Annotated in this window: 23 protein-coding genes; 17 read left to right on the top strand and 6 right to left on the bottom strand. The window is 33.9% G+C overall.

Translation table 11 applies throughout. The annotated features are described in order from the left end of the window. Window positions 1–3: 3 nt before the first annotated feature. Entirely contained in the window at window positions 4–3,408 is a 3,405-nt protein-coding gene (gene ileS, locus BLR17_RS03750) for an isoleucine--tRNA ligase (protein WP_066325550.1), read from the bottom strand. A 164-nt stretch (window positions 3,409–3,572) separates the two neighbouring features. Then, the gene (locus BLR17_RS03745) at window positions 3,573–4,130 is read right to left on the bottom strand and encodes a hypothetical protein (protein WP_066325552.1); all 558 of its coding nucleotides are present in this window, start codon (window positions 4,128–4,130) and stop codon (window positions 3,573–3,575) included. Window positions 4,131–4,539: 409 nt separating this feature from the next. Between BLR17_RS03745 and BLR17_RS03740 the strand changes: the two genes are divergently transcribed. The 9 genes from BLR17_RS03740 (at window position 4,540) to BLR17_RS03700 (ending at window position 11,952) form a co-directional block, all read left to right on the top strand. Beyond that, window positions 4,540–5,367, top strand: a complete 828-nt coding sequence (locus BLR17_RS03740; RefSeq protein ID WP_066325555.1) for a hypothetical protein — start codon at window positions 4,540–4,542, stop codon at window positions 5,365–5,367. 40 nt (window positions 5,368–5,407) lie between these two features. Then, window positions 5,408–6,517 (top strand): helix-turn-helix domain-containing protein, encoded by a 1,110-nt coding sequence (locus tag BLR17_RS03735; RefSeq protein WP_066325557.1) that lies wholly within the window; start codon window positions 5,408–5,410, stop codon window positions 6,515–6,517. A 115-nt stretch (window positions 6,518–6,632) separates the two neighbouring features. Beyond that, window positions 6,633–6,983 carry a hypothetical protein gene (locus BLR17_RS03730; RefSeq protein WP_066325559.1) on the top strand — a complete coding sequence of 117 codons (351 nt, stop codon included), beginning with the start codon at window positions 6,633–6,635 and terminating at the stop codon, window positions 6,981–6,983. Between the two features lie 51 nt (window positions 6,984–7,034). Next, complete coding sequence (locus tag BLR17_RS03725; RefSeq protein ID WP_146867594.1) at window positions 7,035–7,691, top strand: DUF6134 family protein; 657 nt, start codon at window positions 7,035–7,037, stop codon at window positions 7,689–7,691. 10 nt (window positions 7,692–7,701) lie between these two features. After that, window positions 7,702–8,388 carry a CPBP family intramembrane glutamic endopeptidase gene (locus tag BLR17_RS03720; RefSeq protein WP_066325564.1) on the top strand — a complete coding sequence of 229 codons (687 nt, stop codon included), beginning with the start codon at window positions 7,702–7,704 and terminating at the stop codon, window positions 8,386–8,388. Continuing rightward, window positions 8,385–9,374 (top strand): NAD-dependent epimerase/dehydratase family protein, encoded by a 990-nt coding sequence (locus BLR17_RS03715; RefSeq protein ID WP_066325566.1) that lies wholly within the window; start codon window positions 8,385–8,387, stop codon window positions 9,372–9,374. Before BLR17_RS03720 ends, BLR17_RS03715 begins: the two co-directional genes overlap by 4 nt. Then, entirely contained in the window at window positions 9,371–10,210 is an 840-nt protein-coding gene (locus BLR17_RS03710; RefSeq protein ID WP_066325568.1) for an SDR family NAD(P)-dependent oxidoreductase, read from the top strand. The genes BLR17_RS03715 and BLR17_RS03710 overlap by 4 nt, the downstream gene beginning before the upstream one ends. Window positions 10,211–10,336: 126 nt before the next feature. Continuing rightward, on the top strand, window positions 10,337–11,119 hold the full coding sequence (locus tag BLR17_RS03705) for a sterol desaturase family protein (protein WP_066325570.1): 783 nt from the start codon (window positions 10,337–10,339) through the stop codon (window positions 11,117–11,119). An 80-nt stretch (window positions 11,120–11,199) separates the two neighbouring features. Then, a complete protein-coding gene (locus BLR17_RS03700; RefSeq protein WP_066325572.1) occupies window positions 11,200–11,952 on the top strand; it encodes a hypothetical protein in 753 nt (250 codons plus the stop codon). 1 nt (window position 11,953) lies between these two features. Here BLR17_RS03700 and recO read toward each other — a convergent pair whose 3' ends face one another. Both recO and gdhA read right to left on the bottom strand, forming a co-directional pair. After that, on the bottom strand, window positions 11,954–12,667 hold the full coding sequence (gene recO / locus BLR17_RS03695; RefSeq protein WP_066325574.1) for a DNA repair protein RecO: 714 nt from the start codon (window positions 12,665–12,667) through the stop codon (window positions 11,954–11,956). A gap of 232 nt (window positions 12,668–12,899) precedes the next feature. After that, complete coding sequence (gene gdhA / locus BLR17_RS03690; protein ID WP_066325601.1) at window positions 12,900–14,243, bottom strand: NADP-specific glutamate dehydrogenase; 1,344 nt, start codon at window positions 14,241–14,243, stop codon at window positions 12,900–12,902. Between the two features lie 251 nt (window positions 14,244–14,494). Here gdhA and BLR17_RS03685 point away from each other — a divergent pair, with 251 nt between their 5' ends. Continuing rightward, window positions 14,495–15,301, top strand: coding sequence for a THC0290_0291 family protein (locus BLR17_RS03685; RefSeq protein ID WP_066325604.1), 807 nt, complete (start codon window positions 14,495–14,497; stop codon window positions 15,299–15,301). An 83-nt stretch (window positions 15,302–15,384) separates the two neighbouring features. Here the strand turns inward: BLR17_RS03685 and BLR17_RS03680 are convergent, their stop codons facing one another. Continuing rightward, a complete protein-coding gene (locus BLR17_RS03680) occupies window positions 15,385–15,840 on the bottom strand; it encodes a DinB family protein (RefSeq protein WP_066325607.1) in 456 nt (151 codons plus the stop codon). An 81-nt stretch (window positions 15,841–15,921) separates the two neighbouring features. On the opposite strand from BLR17_RS03680, the gene BLR17_RS03675 reads away from it, so the two are divergent. The 5 genes from BLR17_RS03675 to nadD all read left to right on the top strand — a co-directional run bounded on the left by BLR17_RS03675 (window position 15,922) and on the right by nadD (window position 19,230). Next, entirely contained in the window at window positions 15,922–16,278 is a 357-nt protein-coding gene (locus tag BLR17_RS03675) for an arsenate reductase family protein (protein WP_066325609.1), read from the top strand. A 91-nt stretch (window positions 16,279–16,369) separates the two neighbouring features. After that, window positions 16,370–17,230, top strand: coding sequence for a YicC/YloC family endoribonuclease (locus BLR17_RS03670; protein WP_066325610.1), 861 nt, complete (start codon window positions 16,370–16,372; stop codon window positions 17,228–17,230). A 9-nt stretch (window positions 17,231–17,239) separates the two neighbouring features. Then, a complete protein-coding gene (locus BLR17_RS03665) occupies window positions 17,240–17,968 on the top strand; it encodes a hypothetical protein (protein ID WP_066325620.1) in 729 nt (242 codons plus the stop codon). 23 nt (window positions 17,969–17,991) lie between these two features. Further along, window positions 17,992–18,564, top strand: coding sequence for a guanylate kinase (gmk, locus tag BLR17_RS03660; RefSeq protein ID WP_066325624.1), 573 nt, complete (start codon window positions 17,992–17,994; stop codon window positions 18,562–18,564). Window positions 18,565–18,648: 84 nt separating this feature from the next. Further along, on the top strand, window positions 18,649–19,230 hold the full coding sequence (gene nadD / locus BLR17_RS03655; protein WP_066325626.1) for a nicotinate (nicotinamide) nucleotide adenylyltransferase: 582 nt from the start codon (window positions 18,649–18,651) through the stop codon (window positions 19,228–19,230). A 1-nt stretch (window position 19,231) separates the two neighbouring features. Here nadD and BLR17_RS03650 read toward each other — a convergent pair whose 3' ends face one another. Continuing rightward, entirely contained in the window at window positions 19,232–20,128 is an 897-nt protein-coding gene (locus BLR17_RS03650) for a LysR family transcriptional regulator (protein WP_066325628.1), read from the bottom strand. A gap of 89 nt (window positions 20,129–20,217) precedes the next feature. On the opposite strand from BLR17_RS03650, the gene BLR17_RS03645 reads away from it, so the two are divergent. Both BLR17_RS03645 and BLR17_RS03640 read left to right on the top strand, forming a co-directional pair. Continuing rightward, window positions 20,218–20,976, top strand: a complete 759-nt coding sequence (locus BLR17_RS03645) for a type 1 glutamine amidotransferase domain-containing protein (protein WP_066325630.1) — start codon at window positions 20,218–20,220, stop codon at window positions 20,974–20,976. 77 nt (window positions 20,977–21,053) lie between these two features. Beyond that, the gene (locus tag BLR17_RS03640; RefSeq protein WP_066325637.1) at window positions 21,054–22,211 is read left to right on the top strand and encodes an iron-containing alcohol dehydrogenase; all 1,158 of its coding nucleotides are present in this window, start codon (window positions 21,054–21,056) and stop codon (window positions 22,209–22,211) included. The last annotated feature ends 258 nt before the right edge of the window (window positions 22,212–22,469 follow it).

Below are 22,469 nucleotides of genomic sequence, written 5' to 3'. Positions count from 1 at the left end.
ATATTATTTAGTAATCGTTATTTTAGTTTTAATGTCATCAAATTCAATTTCTGTGCCATTCTCAATTTGAGTCTCAAAAACCAACTCCTCAGTCAATGTTTCCGATTTAATGTAAGCGTTGTTATTTTTTACAGCAACTTCTAAAGCTGGATTATTTTGCAAACTCACCTTAATCTTATCTGTTACTTCAAATCCGGAATCCTTTCTAATATTTTGAATTCTATTGACTAACTCTCTAGCAATTCCTTCATTTCTCAATTCATCCGAAATAGTAATATCAAGAGCTACGGTAATTCCATTAGAATTAGCAACCAACCAGCCTTCAATATCCTGAGATGTTATTTCTACATCCTCTAATGATAAAGTTACATCTTTTCCTGCGATAACAATAGCGATGCTTCCTTCCTTGTCTAATTTGTTAATTTGCTCAGAAGAAAAACCTTGTATCTCTTTAGAAATCAATCCCATATCCTTTCCAAAACGTGGCCCAAGCGCCTTAAAATTAGGCTTAATTTGTTTTACCAATACACCTGAAGCATCGTCCAAAAGTTCAATTTCTTTCACGTTTACCTCTGCTTTTATCAGGTCAGAAACCGCCTCAATTTCTGCTCTCTGTTTCTCGTCAAGTACCGGAATCATTACCTTTTGCAATGGTTGACGCACTTTAATCATCTCCTTCTTACGTAGTGATAAAACCAGTGATGAAATCGTCTGTGCTTTCTGCATTTTGCTCTCTAACGATTTATCAACAAAGTTTTCAACGTATTTTGGAAATTCCGCCAAATGTACACTATCAAATTTTTCCGATTGTGTTGCCTGTGTTAAGTCTCTGTAAAGCTTATCCATAAAGAATGGAGCAATAGGAGCACTCAGTTTACTTACCGTTAACAAACAAGTATATAAGGTTTGATAAGCCGCAATTTTATCCTGAGCATAGTCTCCTTTCCAGAAACGACGACGACACAAACGAACGTACCAGTTACTTAAGTTTTCCTGTACGAAATCAGAAATAGCACGGGCAGCTCTTGTTGGCTCATAATCGGCATAAGCTTCATCAACCAATTTAATCAACGTATGCAATTCTGATAAAATCCAACGATCAATTTCCGGTCTTTCATTCAACGGAACCTCAGCTTCATCAAATTTGAAACCATCAATATTAGCATATAAACTAAAGAAAGAATAGGTATTATAAAGTGTTCCAAAGAACTTTCTTCTCACCTCAGCAACTCCTTCAATATCAAATTTCAGATTATCCCAAGGATTCGCATTCGCAATCATGTACCAGCGCGTAGCATCAGGACCATATTCTTTTAAGGTTTCAAATGGATCAACGGCGTTACCCAAACGTTTCGACATTTTTTGTCCGTTTTTATCCAATACCAATCCGTTAGAAACTACGTTTTTATAAGCAATATTATCAAAAACCAAAGTTCCGATAGCGTGCAGCGTATAAAACCATCCACGAGTTTGATCTACTCCTTCGGCAATAAAATCAGCCGGGAATGATTTATTATTATCAATCAATTCTTTGTTTTCAAAAGGATAATGCCATTGTGCATAAGGCATAGCTCCTGAATCGAACCAAACATCAATCAAATCGGCCTCGCGTTTCATTGGTTTTCCTGAAGCCGAAACTAATGTAATTCCGTCCACCACATTTTTATGCAGGTCGATTAAATCATAATTGCTTTCGCTCATGTTTCCAATTTCAAATCCTTTAAACGGATTTGCTGATTGAACACCGGCAGCAATTGCTTTTTCGATTTCGTTGTACAATTCTTCAACTGAACCAATTAAGATTTCTTCCTGTTTGTCGTCGGTTCTCCAAATTGGCAACGGAATTCCCCAATATCTTGAACGCGATAAATTCCAGTCATTGGCATTTTTTAACCAGTTTCCAAAACGACCTTCTCCGGTTGCTTTTGGCTTCCAGTTGATAGTTTCGTTTAGGTCAAACATTCGGTCTCTCACCTCAGTGATTTTGATAAACCAGGAATCCAAAGGATAGTATAAAATAGGCTTGTCAGTTCTCCAGCAATGTGGGTAACTGTGTACATATTTCTCTACTTTGAACGCTTTATTTTCTTCTTTTAATCGAATAGCAATCTCCACATCAACCGAACGTTCCGGTGCCTGATCGGCATCATAATATTCGTTTTTCACATATTTCCCGGCAAACTCACCTCCAACATGCGAAGTAAATCTTCCTTGTAAATCTACCAATGGAACCGGCGTACCATTTTCGTCCAAAACCAACATTGGCGGAACCTCAGGCGTAGCTTCTTTAGCCACCTTAGCATCATCAGCACCAAAAGTTGGTGCCGTATGTACAATTCCTGTTCCATCTTCGGTAGTAACGAAATCTCCCGAAATCACTCTAAACGCATTTTCAGGATTTTGATATGGTAATGTCCAAGGCAATAATTGCTCGTAACGGATTCCAACTAAATCAGCACCTTTTGCTTCAGCTATAATTTGGTAAGGAATCTTTTTATCACCGGCTTTGTAATTTTCAAAATCAGCAGCCTCTTCAGTAGCAAAATAAGTTTTCCCGAATTGTTTCCCAACTAAATTTTTAGCCAAAATCACATTGATTGGCTCAAAAGTATATTGATTAAAAGTCTTTACTAAAACATAATCGATTTTTGGACCTACAGTCAAGGCCGTATTCGATGGCAAAGTCCAAGGCGTAGTCGTCCAGGCCAAAACATGAATAGCTCCAAAACCTTGTAAAAAGCTTGGCAAAGTTTCCGCCAAAGTCTTAAACTGCGCTACAATCGTAGTATCCGTCACATCACGGTAAGAACCCGGTTGGTTCACCTCATGCGAAGACAATCCTGTTCCCGCTTTTGGAGAATAAGGCTGAATAGTGTATCCTTTGTACATCAAATCCTTGTTGTAGATTTGTTTCAACAACCACCAAACGCTCTCCATATATTTGGGTTTGTAAGTCACATACGGATCTTCCATATCTACCCAATAACCCATTTTTTCGGTCAAATCATTCCACACATCCGTATAACGCATTACCGTTTTTTTACAGGCTTCGTTATATTCGGCTACCGAAATGCTTTTCCCGATATCTTCTTTAGTAATTCCTAATTCTTTCTCAGTACCTAATTCTACTGGCAAACCATGAGTATCCCAACCTGCTTTACGCTTTACCTGAAATCCTTTTTGGGTTTTATATCTACAAAAAATATCCTTAATAGCACGCGCCATTACGTGGTGAATACCAGGTAATCCATTTGCCGAAGGCGGCCCTTCAAAAAACACATAAGGAGCATTCCCTTCGCGAGTGCTTACACTTTTTTCAAATATATTTTCTTTCTTCCAAAAATCCAGAACTTCCGATGCTACTGTTGGCAAGTCAAGTCCTTTGTATTCAGTAAATTTTGTACTCATTGTATCCTTTTCTTAATCGAGGTGCGAAAATAAGAAATAGTTATCAATTATGAGTTATGAGTTATGAGTTTTTGCACGATAGGAATTATATCGATATTCCAATAAAAAAAGTTGTTTTTAGTTAAACTGTTAGACAAAATAATTCTTGCGCCAAAGTGGCATTCTCACCCTATCTCACCATGCACTTGTTTTTTCTTAAAAACCCAAACATTATTTATCTTTTCAAAAAAGAAGGTTGCTTTCATCATCCCTATTCCTTTAACTTTTTTTACTATAATCCGAGCCTTTTTATTTTCTATTCTAAAATTTGAAAATGTGATAAATAAGAGATTTTCATTTGTATTTTCATCAAATCTTTCAACTAACTTAAGTTCATAATCTGATTCAAAATTGGATAAATCAGCTTTATGTATTTTAAAACTTATAAAATTATTTCCTGATCCAATTCCTGTATTTTTATAATAAACAGAATCAATTAGTCCAACTGTAAGTTTTTCTTTTTTTTCATTTGGATTCAAACTTTTAATATCAAAAACCGATACAGAATCAATCAATATACTGCTGTTTTGCCGAATCAACTGATGTCCTTCTTTAATTAAATGCCGCTGGAATAATCTCGCCTCATTAAGAAGCCGAAGATGTTCTTCATAATCTTTGTCTTTACAACACATCAACATTAAACAAATAAAAATCAGTACTATTTTTTTAAAATTACCTTCCATTTTTTCAGTTCTTTATTTCAACAAACACATTTTTGCATTCATGTAAATGTATTAATTTCAAAATGTTAATTTTAAGAAAAGTAGTATTTTTTGATTGCTAAAACACAATTTAACCAAATGCCTCTTTTAAAACCTATAGTAATTTTGGCTTTTTTAAACAAATGAGGCTTGTTCAATAAAAAAACCAACAGTAAAGAAAGAAGTAAAACACTTCATTCATTTCAAACCGAGTTTTAAATATAAAATGTTAAACTTCAACTTATTATGACTAAATTTGATATAAGCTCCAAATAATTAAAAAAACCAATAAAACAATGCATTATTAAAGGTGATTTTCATAATTCACCCATAAAAAACAGTGGAATAAAATATTGAAAAAGAGAATTCTATAACTAATAAAACTCAAATCATGTTACGAAGTTTAGTATTCATATTATTCAGCACGTCTCTTTATTCACAGTCCTACTTTGAACCGCTGCAGCTTCGACATACCAATGCATTTAAAGATAATCACTATGAAACCTCCATTTTCAAAACTTTAGAGATAAGCAGTGAACTCCCTATAAAGATAAACACCAACAACTACCTGCTTTTAAACCCTTATTACAACAACACGCAAATTGCTTTAGAAAACACCTTCGACCAACCTCTTACAGTACAATCCCTGCGCCTTCCTATTGGCTTTATCAGACAAATAAACGATTCCAAATGGTCTCTTACTTTTTTAACTTTGATAAGTTGGAATGGCGAAAAATTATTCACCGATAATAATTTTCAATTCGGTGCTATTTCATTTACTACTTTTTCGAAAAAAACCAATAAACAAATTCGCTTTGGAGTCTATGCAAACAAAGAATTTTTTGGCTGGTTTATAATTCCTATTCTGGGCTTAAATTGGAAATTAAACGATTCCAATTCCGTTTTCGGATTGTTACCCGGACGATTTACATATGAACATAAATGGAATTCTAAATTATACAGCGGCTTGAATTTCCGCGCTCCCCTGAACAGTTATCGAATAAACAGTCAGCAATACATAACACTATATGACAACCAGTTATCACTGTTTTTAGATTATTATATCAGTAAACCTATTTGCTTAACAATAGAACCCGGCTGGAGTGTTTTTAAAAAAATCCGAAACACTACAACCGAAAACAACTATAAAATCAATGAAACCAACAGAGTTGACGGAGCGTTCATTAAATTGAGTGCTGCCTATCGCTTTAAATTATAACTGTTAGTATTTTACAACATAATAATTAATTCCAGGAAAGATGAAACAAGTATTTGATTTTGTAATGATATCAGGAGTTCTGCTTGGAATTATTTTCATCATTACAACACTGTGCTTCAAAAAGAAAACAGATAAGGCTATCCTTTATCTCAATCTTGTTATTGCCTTTTTGATACTTAACAATCTTCAGGCTTTTTCTTTGGAAACTTTTTTAGCGGATGCCCCCTTTTTTATAAAAAGATTACAAATTCCGTGGTATGTTTTAATCGTACCCTCCTTTTATGTCTTTTTAACCCATTATCTAAAAATTGAAAAAAAAATTTCCTCCTTTGTGTACATCTCTTTTTCGATATTTATCATCGAAATGTTGATTCGCATTGCATTGATTCCATATTATTATCATTTGGAAAAAAATATGTTCATTGCAAAATATGTACAAATAGAAGAAATCTTCAACGCTTCTTATTCTATTTTCCTTTTTATCAAAACACTATTGGTATTATTTAAATATACCGACTTATACAAACAGATATTAGTTTTTGATAATCTAAAGTGGTTAAGAAATTTAATGTTTTTGGGAGCCATTATTATTCTGATGTGGGTTTGTGCCATCTTATTAAACCTGGACAAAACGTTAAATCCACAAGTGTTGATATACTATCCTTTACGCCTCAGTACTACTACATTGTTATACTGGATTAGCTATCAGGGCTTCTACAATTATTCTTTAATGACGGAACGAATCGAACTAAGAAAAGCAATCTTAATTGAAGAAAAAAATAAAGAATCTCATTCAAACGACAACAATAACCATTCAAACGACAACAAATTCAAACCAATTAAGAATTATATCGAAAAAAACAAACGCTATATTGATCCTAATTTCAGCCTGGAAAAACTGGCTGCCGAAATGAATATCAGTACCAGCAAATTATCCCACTTAATCAATCAGGAAAGCGGCTATAACTTTTCGGATTACATCAATTATTTAAGAGTCGAAAAAGCGAAAAAGTATTTAACCAACCCTAATTATTCAGGTTATACAAATGTTGCTATTGGACTGGAATGCGGTTTTAATTCTAAGTCAACTTTTTACACCGCTTTTAAAAAATTTACTTCCCAAACTCCTTCAGAGTATAAAGAAATGTAGGATTTAGTAGTCCTGTATTTTTCAATTTATCCGGATTTCTGCAAAATAGACAATCTGGGATAAGGCTTTTTTTTACCCGCCATAATTTTGACATAGAAATTTAAACATCAAAGTTATGAAAACCACTACTCCATCTTTAATCGTAATCTCTTTCTCATTCAAGAGTTGTCGTACTCGTACAACCAACGATTCGAAAGAGATCTCTTTGTTTACAGATAAAAATCTTATTACAAATCAGATACCGCTGTATGAACAATCCAAACTACAGTCTGTAAATAACCGCTCTCTTATTGTACTCAATCACAGTATTCAAAAAAACATTCTAATTACCGAAATCAAAACAGAAAACACCACAATATCGAAAGAAATTATATCTGTAACTTCTTCCTGCCTACCGATTATTGTTCCAATAGCAGCCCTAAATAGTGATTTTGTTTTTGATGATTATACTTTTTCTGAAAATTAAATTCGGGCAATCATGTTAACACTTATCGTTTTTTCATTGTTAAAAAAATGTATGTCCCCAAATTTAATATCACTTTTTTTTAAAACAGCTACGCACCTAAAAGCTTTTATCAGTAAAGTTCTAATTCGTTTTTCAATAAAACTAATACTCTTTTTACCAATTATTTCCCTTTCTCAAAACTCACGTCTCGATTATAACGTAATGTTCAGCGGCCATAATATAGGCTGGCTAAGACTTGAAAAAAATGACGTAGGAAACAAATCGGATTTACTATTAGTCTCTGAAATCAAAACCAGACTTTTATTCCCAATTAGGATTTTTTCCAAAGAAACGTCGACTTACGAAAACGGCAAACTAATTTATTCTTCTCAATTCAGAAAAACCAACGGCAAGACCAATCTTAACAAGGAAATCCGATTCGTCGAAAATGAATATGAGATTGTCGAAAATGACAAAAAAACCAAACTTTCGTGTCCTAAAATTGACAGCAATTTGCTAAGTCTCTTCTTTCAGGAACCCAAAAACAGCAAAGAAGTTTATTGTGATAATCAGCAAAGTTTCATCAAAGTTTCAAAAGCTGACGACGGAGGATACCAAATGAAATTCCCAAATGGCAACTACAATTGCTACTACTACAAAGAAGGCATTTGCGTGAAAGTTAAAATGCAACATAAATTCTATATCGCAGAAATAATTATCAAATATTAAAAAGAAAATCATGCAACTCACAACTACCTTATTGTACCTTATCAGCTATACTTTCTTTTATGTTTTTAATCGAAAAAATATAAAAAACGGCAGTCAAAGGCTGATTGATGAAAACGGAGATTTCACTTCAAAACCCAAACAGTTGTTATATGGGCATTTTATCGGTGCCATTTGGCTCGGATTCGTCCCTGTGATAACACTACAAAATTCCTTTTTAAATGCATTGATTGACCTTCAGACAATAGATTTAAAAAACATACTGCTTTATGTTCTGACCCTTATTGTTCTTTTGTTTCTTGCTTTAAGAGAAAGCAAATCGGCTCACGAAAAAAAAGGCAACTCGGAAAGTGTTTTTCAACTATCGGCTCTCTTTTTTTCGACTTATTTTATAAGCAGAGCCTTATTTCTATTTTCTTATGAATTATGGTTAAGAGGAGCTTTGCTTTTTGAAACTGCTTCAGCAATAGGAAAACCTTTAGCCATAACGCTCAATGTTTTTCTCTATGTTTTATTACACATTTTTAACAACCGAAAAGAACTTTTAGCCTGTATTCCTTTCGGAATTACAGTCTGTCTATTCTGTTTTTTATTCAATGCTGTTTGGCCGGCCATAATCCTGCATATAGGTTTTTCATTGGCCTGTGAAATCAATTTTTACCGATTGGATTTAACACGATTAAAAACATTAAAGTCATGAAAATTTTAATCACCGGAGCTACAGGACAAATAGGCCATAAACTGGCACTTACCTTAGCCGAACGAAATAATGAAATACATATATTGGTTAGAAACCCAAACTCTCCCAATATTCCTGTCCATAAAAACATCAAAGTTTTTCAAGGTGACATTACCGATGCGCAATCCATTTCTAAAGCAATTGATGGCTGCAATCAGGTTTACCATACCGCTGCTTTAGTAAAAATATTCGATACTGATGCAACTCAATTTTATAAAACAAATGTAGAAGGCACTTATAATATCCTTGAAAAATCATTGGAATTTGGGATAGAAAAGTTTCTCTTCACAAGCAGCTGTAGTGTTATCGGACCATCTAATGGAAAACCATTAAACGAAAATGATTCACGAATAACCCCTTTTAGCTGTGATTATGACAGCACAAAATATGAAGCTGAAAATCTGGTAAAAAAATATGCTTCCAAAGGACTTCATACTGTAATTGCATCTCCTTCTAGAATTTACGGAAAAAGTTGTACCGAAACCAAAAGCATCAGTATGAATACCGTCATTCAAAATTTCTTAAAAGGCAAACTCACTTTTATTCCAAAACCCAGTCATATGATAGCCAATTATTGTTTTATCAATGATGTGATTGAAGGTCACATTCTTGCTTTAAACAAAGGCAAATCGGGTGAAAATTACATTCTGGGAGGAGAAAATATTTCGTATAAAGATTTCTTCGACACTGTAAAAAACATTTCAGGAACTAACACCAGAATTATAGAAATTCCTAAAATTCTCTTCAAAATACTTGCTCTGATACAATGGATTCAATTTCACACCATCCGAAAAGAACCTTTTGTTACCAGCAAAAGCATCAAACAAATTTTTTGCAATAAAATTTTCAGCAGCGAAAAAGCCATCTCTCATTTAGGCTATAAAATTACTCCTATCAAAGAAGGTTTGCAAAACACTATTTACTCTCTTAAAAAATCAAAATCATGAAAACTAAATTATACACCCTGATAACCGGATCCAGCGAAGGATTCGGCAAAGCATTGGCCATAGAATGTGCCAAAAGAAAAATGAACCTAATCCTTGTTTCATTACCCAATTCAGGACTCAGCCAACTGACTGAATCTATAATCCAAAACTATAAAGTTGATGTTGTTCCTATTGAAAAAGACCTTTCTATGGAAGAAAATTGTGTGTCACTTTTCAAAGAAGTAGAACAAATGAATCTCTCTGTTAATATGCTCATCAACAATGTGGGATTAGGAAGCACCATGTTTTTCAAAGAAGGAACTATCGATTTTTATCAAAAACAGGTGAAATTAAATGTAATGGTAACCACATTGCTTAGCAGCCTGTTTCTGGATATGCTAAAAGCAAATACACCTTCTCATATTTTAAATGTAAGCAGCCTGAGCTGTTTCTTTTATCTGGCCAAAAAACAGGTATATGGCGCTACTAAATCCTATGTTTACTCTTTTTCAAAAAGCCTGCGTGCCGAATTAAAAGCTGACAACATTAATGTAAGTGTGATTTGTCCCGGAGGAATGAATACGAATCCAACAACAATTAGCACCAATCAATCAAATCACTGGTTGGCACGCCAATCCATCATGAATCCGGAAGAAGTTGCTACAATAGCCATCAAAGGCTTATTAAATCAAAATGAAATGATAATTCCCGGCTTCATGAACAAACTTTTTTTGTTAATAGATAAGCTGCTTCCTGCTTTCGTAATTAAAATGATTGCTAACAGCCATGTCAATAAATTTAAATCCTACAACACTGGAAATAGAAATCACGAACTTCTCTTAAACAGATCCCATTGAGAAATTTAAATACCAGAAGATTGAAACTTACAGATGATTTTGTTTTAAAAACATTAAAACCAATACATCTAACATCTTTAATTACTCAGCCAAATTAATCATTATGAATTATTTAAAAACAGAGTCATGACTAATAGCTTACATTTTTCGTTTTATATTTTCCTTGGAATTTATTTTTCGGCCGTTACTTTAGAAATCCTTTACGATCGCCGTAACAAACTTAAATTATATAACATCAAGGATTGCATTGTAAATATCTTTTTGGGATTATTAACGGTTTTATTTCGAATTTTAACAAAAGGAATATGGATTGCAATATGGACATTCTTATACCAATATTCTGCAATAAAATTACCGGAAACTTTAACAACATACCTAATTCTGTTTTTTATGAATGAGTTTGTTTATTACTGGTTTCACAGACTTAGTCATGAAAAAAGATTTTTATGGGCCATCCATGTTAACCATCATTCCTCTGAGTTTTTCAATTTTACAACGGCAGCCAGAACACCTTTTTTCAATTTAATCCTGCACAATGTATTTTGGATTCCTCTCTTATTTCTCGGATTTAGTCCTACGATGATATTTTCAGTTGAAACAATAGGATTTCTTTTCTCATTTATACAACATACTCAAATCATTAAAAATTTCAGTATCTTTGATTTAATCCTCAATTCTCCCTCACACCATCGTGTACATCATTCCTCAAATCCGGAATACATCAATAAAAATTATGGCAATGTCTTAATACTATTTGATCGGTTGTTTGGCACTTTTCAAAAGGAGTTAAAAGAAATTCCTATCAAATATGGATTAACGAAAAATATTAATTCATACAATCCATTAGTAATCATATTCCATGAATGGATTGAAATATTTAAACTAAAAAACAAGTCCGTTAACAATTAGTCCAGACTATCCGAATCAGATTGACAAGTCCTGGTTTTCACAGAATCATTGATACAGTTTAAACTCTAAAAACGAACATCATGAAAACTATTTTACTCTTTTTGACAATCCTAACTTTAGGATGCAGCCCCGAATACTATGTTCCTAATTCTCAAAATATTCCAATTATGCAATCCAAGGGACAGACAAATTTGGGATTTAATTATAACATAAGTGATCTTACTCAGGGATTTGAATTCCAGGCAGCCCATGCCATAAGCAACCATATCGCTTTACAATTCAATGGCGATTGGGTCAACAAGGTGGGAAAGGATTATTTAAGTGATGGTTCCGAAGAAATAAATGCAAAAGGAAGCATGTTGGAATTTGGTGCCGGCTATTTCAAAAATATAGCTCCCCATTTTGTGTTTGAAACTTATGGCCTTTTTTGTTTCGGAAATTTTGAATTAAAAAAATACACGGATCAAAATGGATCTGATAATTTTTCGGCTAAATTTAATCGTATAGGAATCCAACCCAGTTTAAGTTATAACAGAAAAAATTACAGCTTCTCATTTTCTTCAAGACTGGCTAATTTAAAATACAACGACATTAATGGAGGTGAAAACACACCAGATTTCGACCCAAACTATTTGAAAACAAATAATACTTATTGGCTATTGGAACCTGCTCTTACTATTCAGGCAGGATCAGAAAATGTAAAATTCCAAGTCCAATATGTTTACAGTTATAACTTAACCAATCCATCTTTTGAACAGGAACCAGATATTATTTCCTTTGGAATTAAATTAAAGATTGATCCAAAAAAACAAATTAAATCCTTAAACAAATAATTTAAGCAAAAACCTCCTTTAAAACCTCCAGCGATTTTGGTTTTTTAAATCCGTCCAAATGATACGAATAATAATCAATCAGGATTTTTAAAAGCAATTGCCTTTCGATAACATGAAACACTTTTTGATTGCTGTCCAATTTTAAAGAAATCAATTTTTTAAACAAATGAGTTTCGTGTTCGCTCAACAAATTTGTTCCTGAAAAAGGAGTAAAAACACCTTCGCTCATGTTGAAAAAAGACATGTCCATATCGGAAATATCGGGATAAAAACCCAAATACTTGGTCATTTCAAGCATTAAAATCAAATGAAAATTAGCAATCTCATCATGATTGTCTAACCAATGCAAAGCGGTTTCCAAAAAAGTAAAAAGTGTCTCGTTTTTTTCTTCTTCATGTATCGAATGATGCAGGATTTCAGAAATAAACATTACAATCGTACTCTTGTAAATATCCGAATGTATCGACTGAAACGGAGAAGCAATTTTAATCTCTTTAAAATGTTCTAAAGTTCCTTTATTTTTATGCGTCGCTTCTATTTCCAAAATTGACATCGGTTGGAAATAAGCCATTTTTTGGGAAGTTTTTCTTCCTGAAAAAGCATCACGAACAAAATACGATTTCAATCCATGCGACAACGTAAAGCATTTTACAATCAGGCTTTTTTCCTGGTATTTTAAAGCCGAAATAACGATTGCTTTGGTTTTAATTTGCATGATTTACTACACTGAATGAATTGCGAAGATAAAGGAAAAAGTCCTTCGTACTTAATCAAAGTAAACGCAGCAGTTTTTTTGACACAAATTGCACAAATTAACACAAACGATAGTAATCTTAAAAGTTGATTACACCAATTTATATCTGCCTTTGGCAGATTTGTGGAATAAATTCAGAAATAAATTTGTGTTAATTTGTGCAATTTGTGTCTGTTTTTTTCAATTTAAAAAACTAAACCACTCCCTGCGCCAGCATCGCATCGGCTACTTTTACAAAACCGGCAATATTAGCACCTTTTACGTAATCCACATAACCATTTCCGTCAGCACCATATTTCACACAAGCTGCATGGATATTAAGCATAATCCCCTTTAATTTTTCATCAACTTCTTCGGCAGTCCAACTCATTCGTAAGGAGTTTTGCGACATTTCCAGTCCTGAAGTCGCAACTCCACCGGCATTTGAAGCTTTTCCCGGCGAGAAAAGGATTTTTGCATCATGAAACACTAATACAGCCTCATAAGTCGAAGGCATATTAGCACCTTCGGCAACACAAATGCATCCATTAGCAACTAAAGCGGTGGCACTTTCGGCATCCAATTCGTTTTGAGTTGCACAAGGCAAAGCAACATCACATTTTTGCTCCCAGGGTTTTGCTCCGGCAATGTATTTTGCTTTTGGATATTTTACAACATACTCACTTATTCGGGTTCGCAACTCATTTTTCAAATACATGATATGCGCTAATTTTTTAGCATCAATTCCTGCTGCATCATAGATATAACCATCAGAATCCGACATTGTAATGACTTTAGCTCCTAATTGGGTCGCCTTTTCAACTGCATACTGCGCTACATTTCCCGATCCGGAAACCGCCACCGTTTTACCCCTTAAATCATTTCCCTTAGTAGCCAGCATGCTTTGAGCAAAATAAACCACTCCGTAACCTGTTGCCTCGGGTCTTATCAACGAACCTCCGAAAGAAATTCCTTTACCCGTTAAAACTCCTGTAAATTCATTTCTAATTTTTTTATACTGCCCAAATAAATAACCTACTTCTCTGGCTCCCACACCAAGATCTCCCGCCGGAACATCGGTATCAGCACCAATATGTTTACATAATTCGGTCATGAAGGCTTGACAAAAACGCATTACCTCAATATCCGATTTGCCTTTAGGATCAAAATCCGAACCTCCTTTTCCTCCGCCCATTGGCAGAGTGGTCAGACTGTTTTTAAAAGTCTGTTCGAAGGCCAAAAATTTCAAAACACTCAGATTAACTGTCGGATGAAAACGAAGTCCGCCTTTATAAGGCCCTATAGCCGAATTCATCTGAACACGAAACCCTCTGTTAATTTGAATTTGTCCTTTGTCATCAAGCCAGGCCACCCTAAAAATAACTATGCGTTCAGCTTCGACCATCCGCTCCAGGAGCATTTTATTTCGGTATTTTTCATTCTCTTCGATAAATGGAATAACCGTTTCTGCTACTTCTAAAACCGCCTGTAAAAATTCAGGTTCATTAGGATTTTTAAGAGTAACTTGATTTACAAAATTTTTGATAGCTTGAGACATGATATTTTAGGTTTTTAGCGTTAAAAAAACATTTTACTCCTCCTAACAAATATACATCTTTATACAAAGATTCTCTCCAAAATCCAGATGTAAAAACAAAGAATTGCCCTATTATTTTTTAAAAAAAACTGCAGAAACTTTTCCCGATAAAGCAATTCATCTTAAAAAAATCGATTTCATCTAGTTTCCTGATTATTTCAGTAGTTGAATAAGCTTTTTTATATCTTTGTCTATATTCGAATTAGACTAAAATGCTCAAAAATAATTGGCTAAACGTATTGATAGTATTTATTTTACTTGGAATTTCAAGTAAAACGAATGCACAATTTGGGTTTTCCCATGAAATTGGGGTTATAGCCGGACCTGTTGCTTTTCAGTCCGATTACGGAGTACGTCATGATTTAGAAACGAATGCAGGAAACACGGGAACAGGGGTTGGAATCATTCACTACCTCAATTTCTCTTACAAAGCAGAATGTAACTGTTATACTCCTGAAACTTATTTTAACGACCACTTTAAATTAAGAAGCGAACTCTCTTACAATAAAACCAATTTTGAACATTTTGGTGAATGGGTAAACAAAAACTCCTTAGAAGCCAGACAATTAAGAGAAATGAAAGGAGAAAGTGCAGTAACTAACATTGGTATGCAATTAGAATACTTCCCTTTTAGCATTCGGGATTTCACTGCAACAATAGGCAGTCTTGGTCCTTTTGTGAGTCTTGGTGCGCAATTTAGCAATTACAATACTAAGGCTTATTCTACGATGGGGCCTTTAGGAACTCCGCTTACCACATATCCTAAATACCTCACGCCTACAGATGACAGGCAATATGGCTTTTCTACTGAAACTGGTACAGTTTGGTCAATTGTTTCCAGTGTGGGTACTCGTTATAAATTAGCCCCATTAAGCGATTTAATGATTGACTTACGATTTCAATATTACTTTTCGGACTGGGTTGATGGCTTAAAACCGAATCCCGATTTATATAAAGAAAACAAAGCCAATGACTGGCTTGTTTGGCTCAATGTAGGCTATATTTACTACCTGCAATAAGTAAAACTATCTGATTACAAAATAAAAAAAGAGCCTTCAATTGAAGGCTCTTTCACTATCTTAAATTTTTGTTTTCGGATAAATTATACCAATTTTCGAATGGCCATAATCACACCTATATGAAGTCCTTCGTGGAAATTATTGAAAGACATAGCATCTTTGGCACTATTTAAAACATAGCCTGTAGAAGTTGGATATTCAGCAAAATTCTGAAAAAGATTATTATTGATATCAACAGCTGTTTGATCTATAGTTTTAGTCAACAAAGCCATAATCTCATCTACCTCTTCCTGAGAAGCTACATGCTCAGTTTGCGTTCCTTTTTTATATTTCTCAACTAAATCTTCAGAAACCATCATTGGCAAACCCGAAAGTTTATAAACCAATAATTGTTGGGTAACCACAACATGAGCCACATTCCAAATCAAATTATTTTTAAATCCTTCAGGAACTTTATTTAGTTGTCCCAGTGTATATCCCTGAACCAATTTAGAAATCATATTTCTACTGGTCTTGGTAATCTCTAAAATCTCTTGCATTGTATTGAATTTGTAAATTTTGCGTAAAAATAATCATTTAACGTCTTAAATGATTTTTCTTTGCATAAAGAATTAAAAATTATGACCAATAAAGTATACCATCTTTCCTCTTGCGACACTTGCAGAAAAATCATCAAATCCTTACCGCAAGACCATAACTTAGTTCTTCACGACATTAAACAAACCCCAATTACTGCGGAAGAATTAGAAGAAATGCACCAGCTTTCAGGAAGTTACGAAGCGCTTTTCAGCAAAAAAGCACAATTGTACAAATCGATGGGATTAAAAGACCAATCCTTAACCGAAGACGATTTTAAAAAATACATTCTGGAACATTACACCTTCCTGAGCCGTCCCGTTTTTATTATCGATGGTAAAATTTACATTGGCAACAGCAAACAAAATGTTGAAAATGTAATTCAGGCATTGACAAAATAATTTCGCAACGTGATACACTTTTTGCGGCTGTCCACTAAATACTGCCTACTGAATACTTTTTAGTATCTTTGACCACCTTTTAAAAAATGATATGATACAATCAATGACCGGTTTTGGTAAAGCTACTTTGCAATTACCTACCAAAAAAATAACAGTCGAAGTAAAATCTTTAAACAGCAAAGGTCTGGACTTAAATGTTCGAATTCCTTCATTATACCGCGAAATGGAATTGGGTTTACGCACTCAAATCGCTTCGAAATTAGAAAGAGGAAAAGTAGATTTTTCTATTTTTATCGAAAGTACCGCCGAGCAAACTTCGACAAAAGTCAATGTGCCTATCGTAAAAGGATATATCAATCAGTTAAGGGAAATTTATGCCGATGCCGATGAAACCGAATTGATGAAAATGGCAGTTCGTATGCCGGACACCCTGAAAGTAGAAAGAGAAGAAATCGATACTGATGAATGGGCTAAAATAAAAGAGGTTATTGACGAAAGCATAAACAACATTCTTTCTTTTAGAAAAGACGAAGGCGTTTCTCTTGAAAAAGAATTTCAGTTGCGTATCAGTAATATTCGCCAATACATGAACGACACCCTGGCTCTTGATCCGGAACGCGTTCAGGCTATAAAAGACCGTTTGCAAACCGCTATTGACGAGTTAAAAGTAAACGTTGACGAAAACCGTTTTGAGCAGGAATTAATCTATTATTTAGAAAAGTTAGACATCACCGAAGAAAAAGTACGTTTGACAAACCATTTGGATTATTTCCTGGAAACCATCAAAGGAACGGAAGCCAATGGTAGAAAACTGGGATTCATTACTCAGGAAATGGGACGCGAAATCAACACCATGGGTTCAAAATCCAATCACGCACAAATGCAAAAATTAGTCGTGATGATGAAAGACGAATTAGAAAAAATTAAAGAGCAGGTTTTGAATGTATTATAAATCAAACCAATGAAAAATTGTGCGATTTTATTTTTTCTCTTTTTGCTTTTTGGGTGTAATAATCCAAAAGAAAAAAAGAGTTTGATTCTAGTTAAAAAAGAAGAAAACACAATTATTAAAAAGATTAATAAAGTAGTTTTAAGAGAAACTTTTGTTGATAGTACAAATATTGGAATAAAAGGAAAATATAAAATAGAACTAAACTCATATAACAGTGTGGATAGTACTTATGTTGAAATTAAATTTTCAGAAAAACAAAATAATCATTGGTTTCAAAAACAAAAAATAACACTCCCAAAAGATGGTATTATATCTTGTGATTCAAAAACCACTATAGATTTCAATAATGATAAATTAAATGATTTTACATTCAAATCATCTATTGCTGCACGTGGGGCAAATGAAATTCGCACATTGTTAATTTTTGAAAAAACTAATGGAAAATTAAAATTAATTACAAATTCAGATAATTATCCAAATTTACAATATAATGAAGTTTTAAATTGTATTGATTCTTGGATGGTTTATGGAGGAACTTCAACTGTGTTTTTAAAAATTGACCAAGATAGTTTGATAGAATTTGCTGGGGTTGAACTTTATGATAATTTCAGAGAAATTTATCTCGTTAATGAAAAAGGAAAACACAAAACTTTAAAAAAAGAAAAGATTAAAGATTTAGAAATTTATACTAGATTTAAAAACTTTAATCCATTAATAGAAAATGAAACTGCGAATTAACATTTGCATTTACAATAATACCAATGAAAAAAGGAAAATTAATCGTATTCTCGGCGCCATCAGGTTCGGGAAAAACAACTATAGTTAGGCATTTATTAAAACAGGAAGACCTGAATTTAGAGTTTTCTATCTCGGCAGCAACTCGCGCAGCCAGAGGCGAAGAAGTAAATGGTAAGGATTATTATTTTATCTCTTTGGAGGAATTCAAAAACCACATCAAAAACGAAGATTTCGTAGAATGGGAAGAAGTTTACCGTGATAATTTCTACGGTACTTTAAAAAGCGAAGTGGAACGCATTTGGGCATTGGGCAAAAACGTAATTTTTGATATTGACGTTGCTGGCGGATTACGTATCAAACATAAATTTCCTGAAGAAACTTTAGCTGTGTTTGTAAAACCACCAAGTGTCGACGAACTAAAAAGACGTTTGAAAGAACGCTCTACCGAAAGCGAAGAAAAAATCAATATGCGAATTGCTAAAGCTCACGTAGAACTGGCCACTGCTCCTCAATTTGATGTTGTTATCAAAAATTATGATTTGGAAGTGGCTTTGGAAGAAGCAACTGAGCTCGTTAGAAATTTTGTTAATAATTAAAAAATTGAAAGATTAAAAGATTGAAGAATTCTGAAACATGCTAATCTTTAAATCATTTAATTTTTAAATCTTTACATTACAAAAATGAAAATCGGACTGTATTTCGGAACCTTTAACCCCATTCATGTTGGTCATTTGATTATTGCGAATCATATGGCGGAGCATGCCGGTTTGGATCAGGTTTGGATGGTGGTTACACCACACAATCCGTTGAAGAAAAAAAGTACTTTACTCGATGATTACCATCGCCTGCAAATGGTGTATCTTGCCACTGAAGGTTATCCCAAAATCAAACCATCCGATATTGAGTTCAAACTACCGCAGCCTAATTATACCGTAACTACTTTAGTGCATCTTGAAGAGAAATACCCAAATCATGAATTCTCTTTGATTATGGGCGAAGACAATCTGAAATCGTTGCATAAATGGAAAAACTATGAAGCCATTCTGGCGCATCACGAAATTTATGTCTATCCACGCATTTCGTCAGAAGGAGAGAATGTAGAATTAAAAAATCATCCCAAAATCCACCTTATTGATGCTCCGGTTGTAGAAATCTCTTCGACTTTTATTCGGGAGAATATTAAATCAGGTAAAAATGTCTGCCCTTTGATTCCCTCTAAAGTTTGGGAATACATCGATCATAATTTGTTTTACAAAAAATAAATTAGCTTAATACCTTTTTCAATTCTTCTTCAATTTCCTGAGCAGCGGAATTAATTCCTGCATTTTTCGCTGATAAAAGATACACAGCTGTGTCAGGCATGAGTTGGGTTTCCCATAATAGCTGTAATTTTTCTTTTCGAATAAAAGAACTTGCGTTGATATCCCAGCATACAGCCACACCCGAATTATTAGAAAGCACCTCCAGCATTTCAAACTCTGACGGAATGATGTAATTAGGAATCATCGAAGGTCGTTTTTTATTGAAAACATGCAGCCAAAATAATTTTATGTGCGGTATTCCCGAATCATGGCTGTACCATTTTTGATCATTCAGCCAATTTTCAATGGCATCATAATCATTATTCTTAATATCAGATTGCAGTTGTGAAGCATCAATATTTTTGGAACCTACAATAATTTGCCTGATGTCACCCAGTTTTTTTTGTATGGTATCAAAGGTGTCGTACTTTTTAGTAACAATGGCAAAATCAATCTTTTTAGCATTTACCAATTCAAAAAGGGCTTCATTTTCATGGAAACTAAAATCAATATAATCGAATTTAGAAATCAAATGAGCCGCCATACTGTTAAATAAATGTTTCGAAATTCCCACCGTAATTAAACGATTGGCATCAAATGCTTTAGACCGAAAACCATTCTCTACATTTTCCAAACGTTCTAACGCTTCTATAATCAAGTTATTGAGTAACTTAGCGTATTCTGTTGGTTCCACTCCTTTGGATTTTCTATTGAATAATTTGTAACCAACATGGGCTTCCAACATAGAAATTTGTTGACTAACTGCGGGTTGACTGATAAATAACTCTTTGGCTGCCAAAGAAAAATTACCGTTTTTATACACCGATTTAAAAGTGCGATACCATTCTAAATTAACCATGATATAAATAAATTTATCACAAACATAATTTAAATTATTTTTACTAATAACATATCCGTCTTAAATTTGTAATACTAAAAAAATAAACCATGAAGAAAACAATAGTATTAAGCATTCTAATTTCAGCTGTAGCCGTTATTTCGGCAACAGCACAAAATAAAACATCTATGAAAAAAGTGTTATTTGTAGTTACTAGTCACGATAAACTAGGAAATACAGGAGAAAAAACCGGATTTTGGACCGAAGAATTGGCAGCTCCTTATTATGAATTGGCCGACAAAGGAATTCAAATAGACATCGCGACTCCGCTGGGCGGACAACCGCCAATTGACCCTAAAAGTGCTGATCCCGAATCGGCTACCGAAGACACTAAAAGATTTGATGCCGACACTGAGTTATTGGCCAAACTAAAAAACACGTTAAAACTGGCTAATGTTAAAGAATCTGATTACGATGCTATTTTTTATCCCGGCGGACACGGACCATTATGGGATTTAACAAAAGACAGAAATTCAATTTCACTGATTGAATCTTTCTATACCCACAACAAACCAATTGCCTTTGTTTGTCACGCACCGGCAGTTCTAAAAGACGTGAAAATAAACGAGGAATATTTAGTAAAAGGAAAGAAACTAACCGGATTTTCAAACACTGAAGAAGCTGCCGTAGGATTGACTAATGTCGTTCCGTTTTTATTAGAAGAAGTACTTCAGGCGCATGGTGCCATTTACTCTAAAACCGAAAACTGGCATCCTTATGCTGTTGAAGACGGACTATTAATTACTGGTCAAAATCCGGCTTCATCAAAACTTGTGGCACAAAAATTATTACAACAATTAAATAAATAAAATGCTAAGGCCCTAAGTGGCTAAGAAGTTAAGATTTAAATAACTTAGTAGCTTAGTATCTCATAAACTTAAAGAATATGTTAAACTTCGAATTATACAATCCAACCAAATTAGTTTTTGGAAAAGGACAAATAGAAAAATTAGGAACGCTAATCCCTGCCGGTGCTAAAATCTTATTGGCTTACGGAGGTGGAAGCATCTTTAAAAACGGAATTTACCAGCAAACTATCGATAACTTAAAAGGATTTGAAGTGGTGGAATTTGGCGGAATTGAACCTAATCCTCATTTTGAAACCCTAATGAAAGCCGTTGAAATTATAAAAGCTGAAAATATCAATTTCATCCTGGCTGTAGGTGGCGGTTCGGTTATTGACGGAGTAAAATTCATCTCGGCAGCAGTTAACTTTGACGGAAATCCAATTGATATTTTGCAAAAACATATTCTAATAAAAGAAAATGCGATGCCTTTTGGAACAATTCTAACACTTCCGGCAACGGGAAGCGAAATGAATTCCGGATATGTGGTAACCATTAAAGCTACTCAGGAAAAATTAGCTTCCGGCGGAAGCGCTTTATTTCCGCAATTCTCCATTTGTGACCCGACAGTTATTGAATCTTTACCAAAAAGACAATTACAAAACGGAGTTGTAGATGCTTTTACTCACGTAATGGAACAATATTTAACTTATCCTCACGAAGGTTATTTACAGGATCGAATTGCCGAAGGAATTTTGCAAACGCTAATCGAAGTTGGTCCAAAAGTAGTAGAAAATCCTGCCAATTATGCTTTGGCTTCCAACTTTATGTGGAGCTGTACGATGGCTTTAAACGGATTGATCCAAAAAGGAGTTCCAACCGACTGGGCAACCCACATGATTGGTCACGAATTAACAGCACTTTACAACATCGATCACGCCAGAACACTGGCTATTATTGGCCCTAACTTGTACCGTGTTTTATTTGAAACCAAAAAAGAAAAACTGGCACAATACGGAAAACGCATCTTTAATTTATCGGGAACCGATGATGAAATTGCCAATGAAGCCATCAACAAAACAGTCGAATTTTTTCACACGATGGGAATAGACACCAAACTATCGCAATACACCGAAGACTACAGCAAAACAGCCGATTTTATTGTAAATCGCTTTGATGAAAGAGGTTGGAAAGCTATGGGAGAAAGACAAAATATTACTTTAGAAAAACTAAAAGCCATAGTGGAAATGAGCTATTAAAATACCTTTCATACCATATGACATACAAAAGGCGTCTTGAATTTTTTCTGAGACGCCTTTTTTAATAAAACCAAAACTAAATTAACTAACTCTAACAATATTAAAAAAACACAAATTTCTAATAAACAAAAAGTTACAACTCAAAAAACATACTTTTTATTGTGTAACTCTATTAAAAAAAATAAAATATTTTTACGCAATTTTCGACTAAATCAATTAGCCTTGTTTCATTACTGGATTTTTAAGTACTTTTGATTA

Origin of the sequence: Flavobacterium glycines, assembly GCF_900100165.1 — a bacterium.
Taxonomy (GTDB): domain Bacteria; phylum Bacteroidota; class Bacteroidia; order Flavobacteriales; family Flavobacteriaceae; genus Flavobacterium; species Flavobacterium glycines.
Note: the sequence above shows the minus strand (reverse complement) of the source record. Positions and strands in the feature narration are given on the sequence as shown.

What these genes read in the sequence shown, in the direction of transcription:
- BLR17_RS03725 (WP_146867594.1), top strand. Translation starts at nt 7,035, where the DNA reads ATGTCCCCAAATTTAATATCACTTTTTTTTAAAACAGCTACGCACCTA.
- BLR17_RS03645 (WP_066325630.1), top strand. Translation starts at nt 20,218, where the DNA reads ATGAAGAAAACAATAGTATTAAGCATTCTAATTTCAGCTGTAGCCGTT.
- gdhA (WP_066325601.1), bottom strand. Translation starts at nt 14,243, where the DNA reads ATGTCTCAAGCTATCAAAAATTTTGTAAATCAAGTTACTCTTAAAAAT.
- BLR17_RS03710 (WP_066325568.1), top strand. Translation starts at nt 9,371, where the DNA reads ATGAAAACTAAATTATACACCCTGATAACCGGATCCAGCGAAGGATTC.
- BLR17_RS03735 (WP_066325557.1), top strand. Translation starts at nt 5,408, where the DNA reads ATGAAACAAGTATTTGATTTTGTAATGATATCAGGAGTTCTGCTTGGA.
- BLR17_RS03715 (WP_066325566.1), top strand. Translation starts at nt 8,385, where the DNA reads ATGAAAATTTTAATCACCGGAGCTACAGGACAAATAGGCCATAAACTG.
- BLR17_RS03730 (WP_066325559.1), top strand. Translation starts at nt 6,633, where the DNA reads ATGAAAACCACTACTCCATCTTTAATCGTAATCTCTTTCTCATTCAAG.
- BLR17_RS03720 (WP_066325564.1), top strand. Translation starts at nt 7,702, where the DNA reads ATGCAACTCACAACTACCTTATTGTACCTTATCAGCTATACTTTCTTT.
- BLR17_RS03700 (WP_066325572.1), top strand. Translation starts at nt 11,200, where the DNA reads ATGAAAACTATTTTACTCTTTTTGACAATCCTAACTTTAGGATGCAGC.
- nadD (WP_066325626.1), top strand. Translation starts at nt 18,649, where the DNA reads ATGAAAATCGGACTGTATTTCGGAACCTTTAACCCCATTCATGTTGGT.
- BLR17_RS03675 (WP_066325609.1), top strand. Translation starts at nt 15,922, where the DNA reads ATGACCAATAAAGTATACCATCTTTCCTCTTGCGACACTTGCAGAAAA.
- BLR17_RS03680 (WP_066325607.1), bottom strand. Translation starts at nt 15,840, where the DNA reads ATGCAAGAGATTTTAGAGATTACCAAGACCAGTAGAAATATGATTTCT.
- BLR17_RS03650 (WP_066325628.1), bottom strand. Translation starts at nt 20,128, where the DNA reads ATGGTTAATTTAGAATGGTATCGCACTTTTAAATCGGTGTATAAAAAC.
- BLR17_RS03705 (WP_066325570.1), top strand. Translation starts at nt 10,337, where the DNA reads ATGACTAATAGCTTACATTTTTCGTTTTATATTTTCCTTGGAATTTAT.
- BLR17_RS03640 (WP_066325637.1), top strand. Translation starts at nt 21,054, where the DNA reads ATGTTAAACTTCGAATTATACAATCCAACCAAATTAGTTTTTGGAAAA.
- recO (WP_066325574.1), bottom strand. Translation starts at nt 12,667, where the DNA reads ATGCAAATTAAAACCAAAGCAATCGTTATTTCGGCTTTAAAATACCAG.
- BLR17_RS03685 (WP_066325604.1), top strand. Translation starts at nt 14,495, where the DNA reads ATGCTCAAAAATAATTGGCTAAACGTATTGATAGTATTTATTTTACTT.
- gmk (WP_066325624.1), top strand. Translation starts at nt 17,992, where the DNA reads ATGAAAAAAGGAAAATTAATCGTATTCTCGGCGCCATCAGGTTCGGGA.
- BLR17_RS03665 (WP_066325620.1), top strand. Translation starts at nt 17,240, where the DNA reads ATGAAAAATTGTGCGATTTTATTTTTTCTCTTTTTGCTTTTTGGGTGT.
- ileS (WP_066325550.1), bottom strand. Translation starts at nt 3,408, where the DNA reads ATGAGTACAAAATTTACTGAATACAAAGGACTTGACTTGCCAACAGTA.
- BLR17_RS03670 (WP_066325610.1), top strand. Translation starts at nt 16,370, where the DNA reads ATGATACAATCAATGACCGGTTTTGGTAAAGCTACTTTGCAATTACCT.
- BLR17_RS03740 (WP_066325555.1), top strand. Translation starts at nt 4,540, where the DNA reads ATGTTACGAAGTTTAGTATTCATATTATTCAGCACGTCTCTTTATTCA.
- BLR17_RS03745 (WP_066325552.1), bottom strand. Translation starts at nt 4,130, where the DNA reads ATGGAAGGTAATTTTAAAAAAATAGTACTGATTTTTATTTGTTTAATG.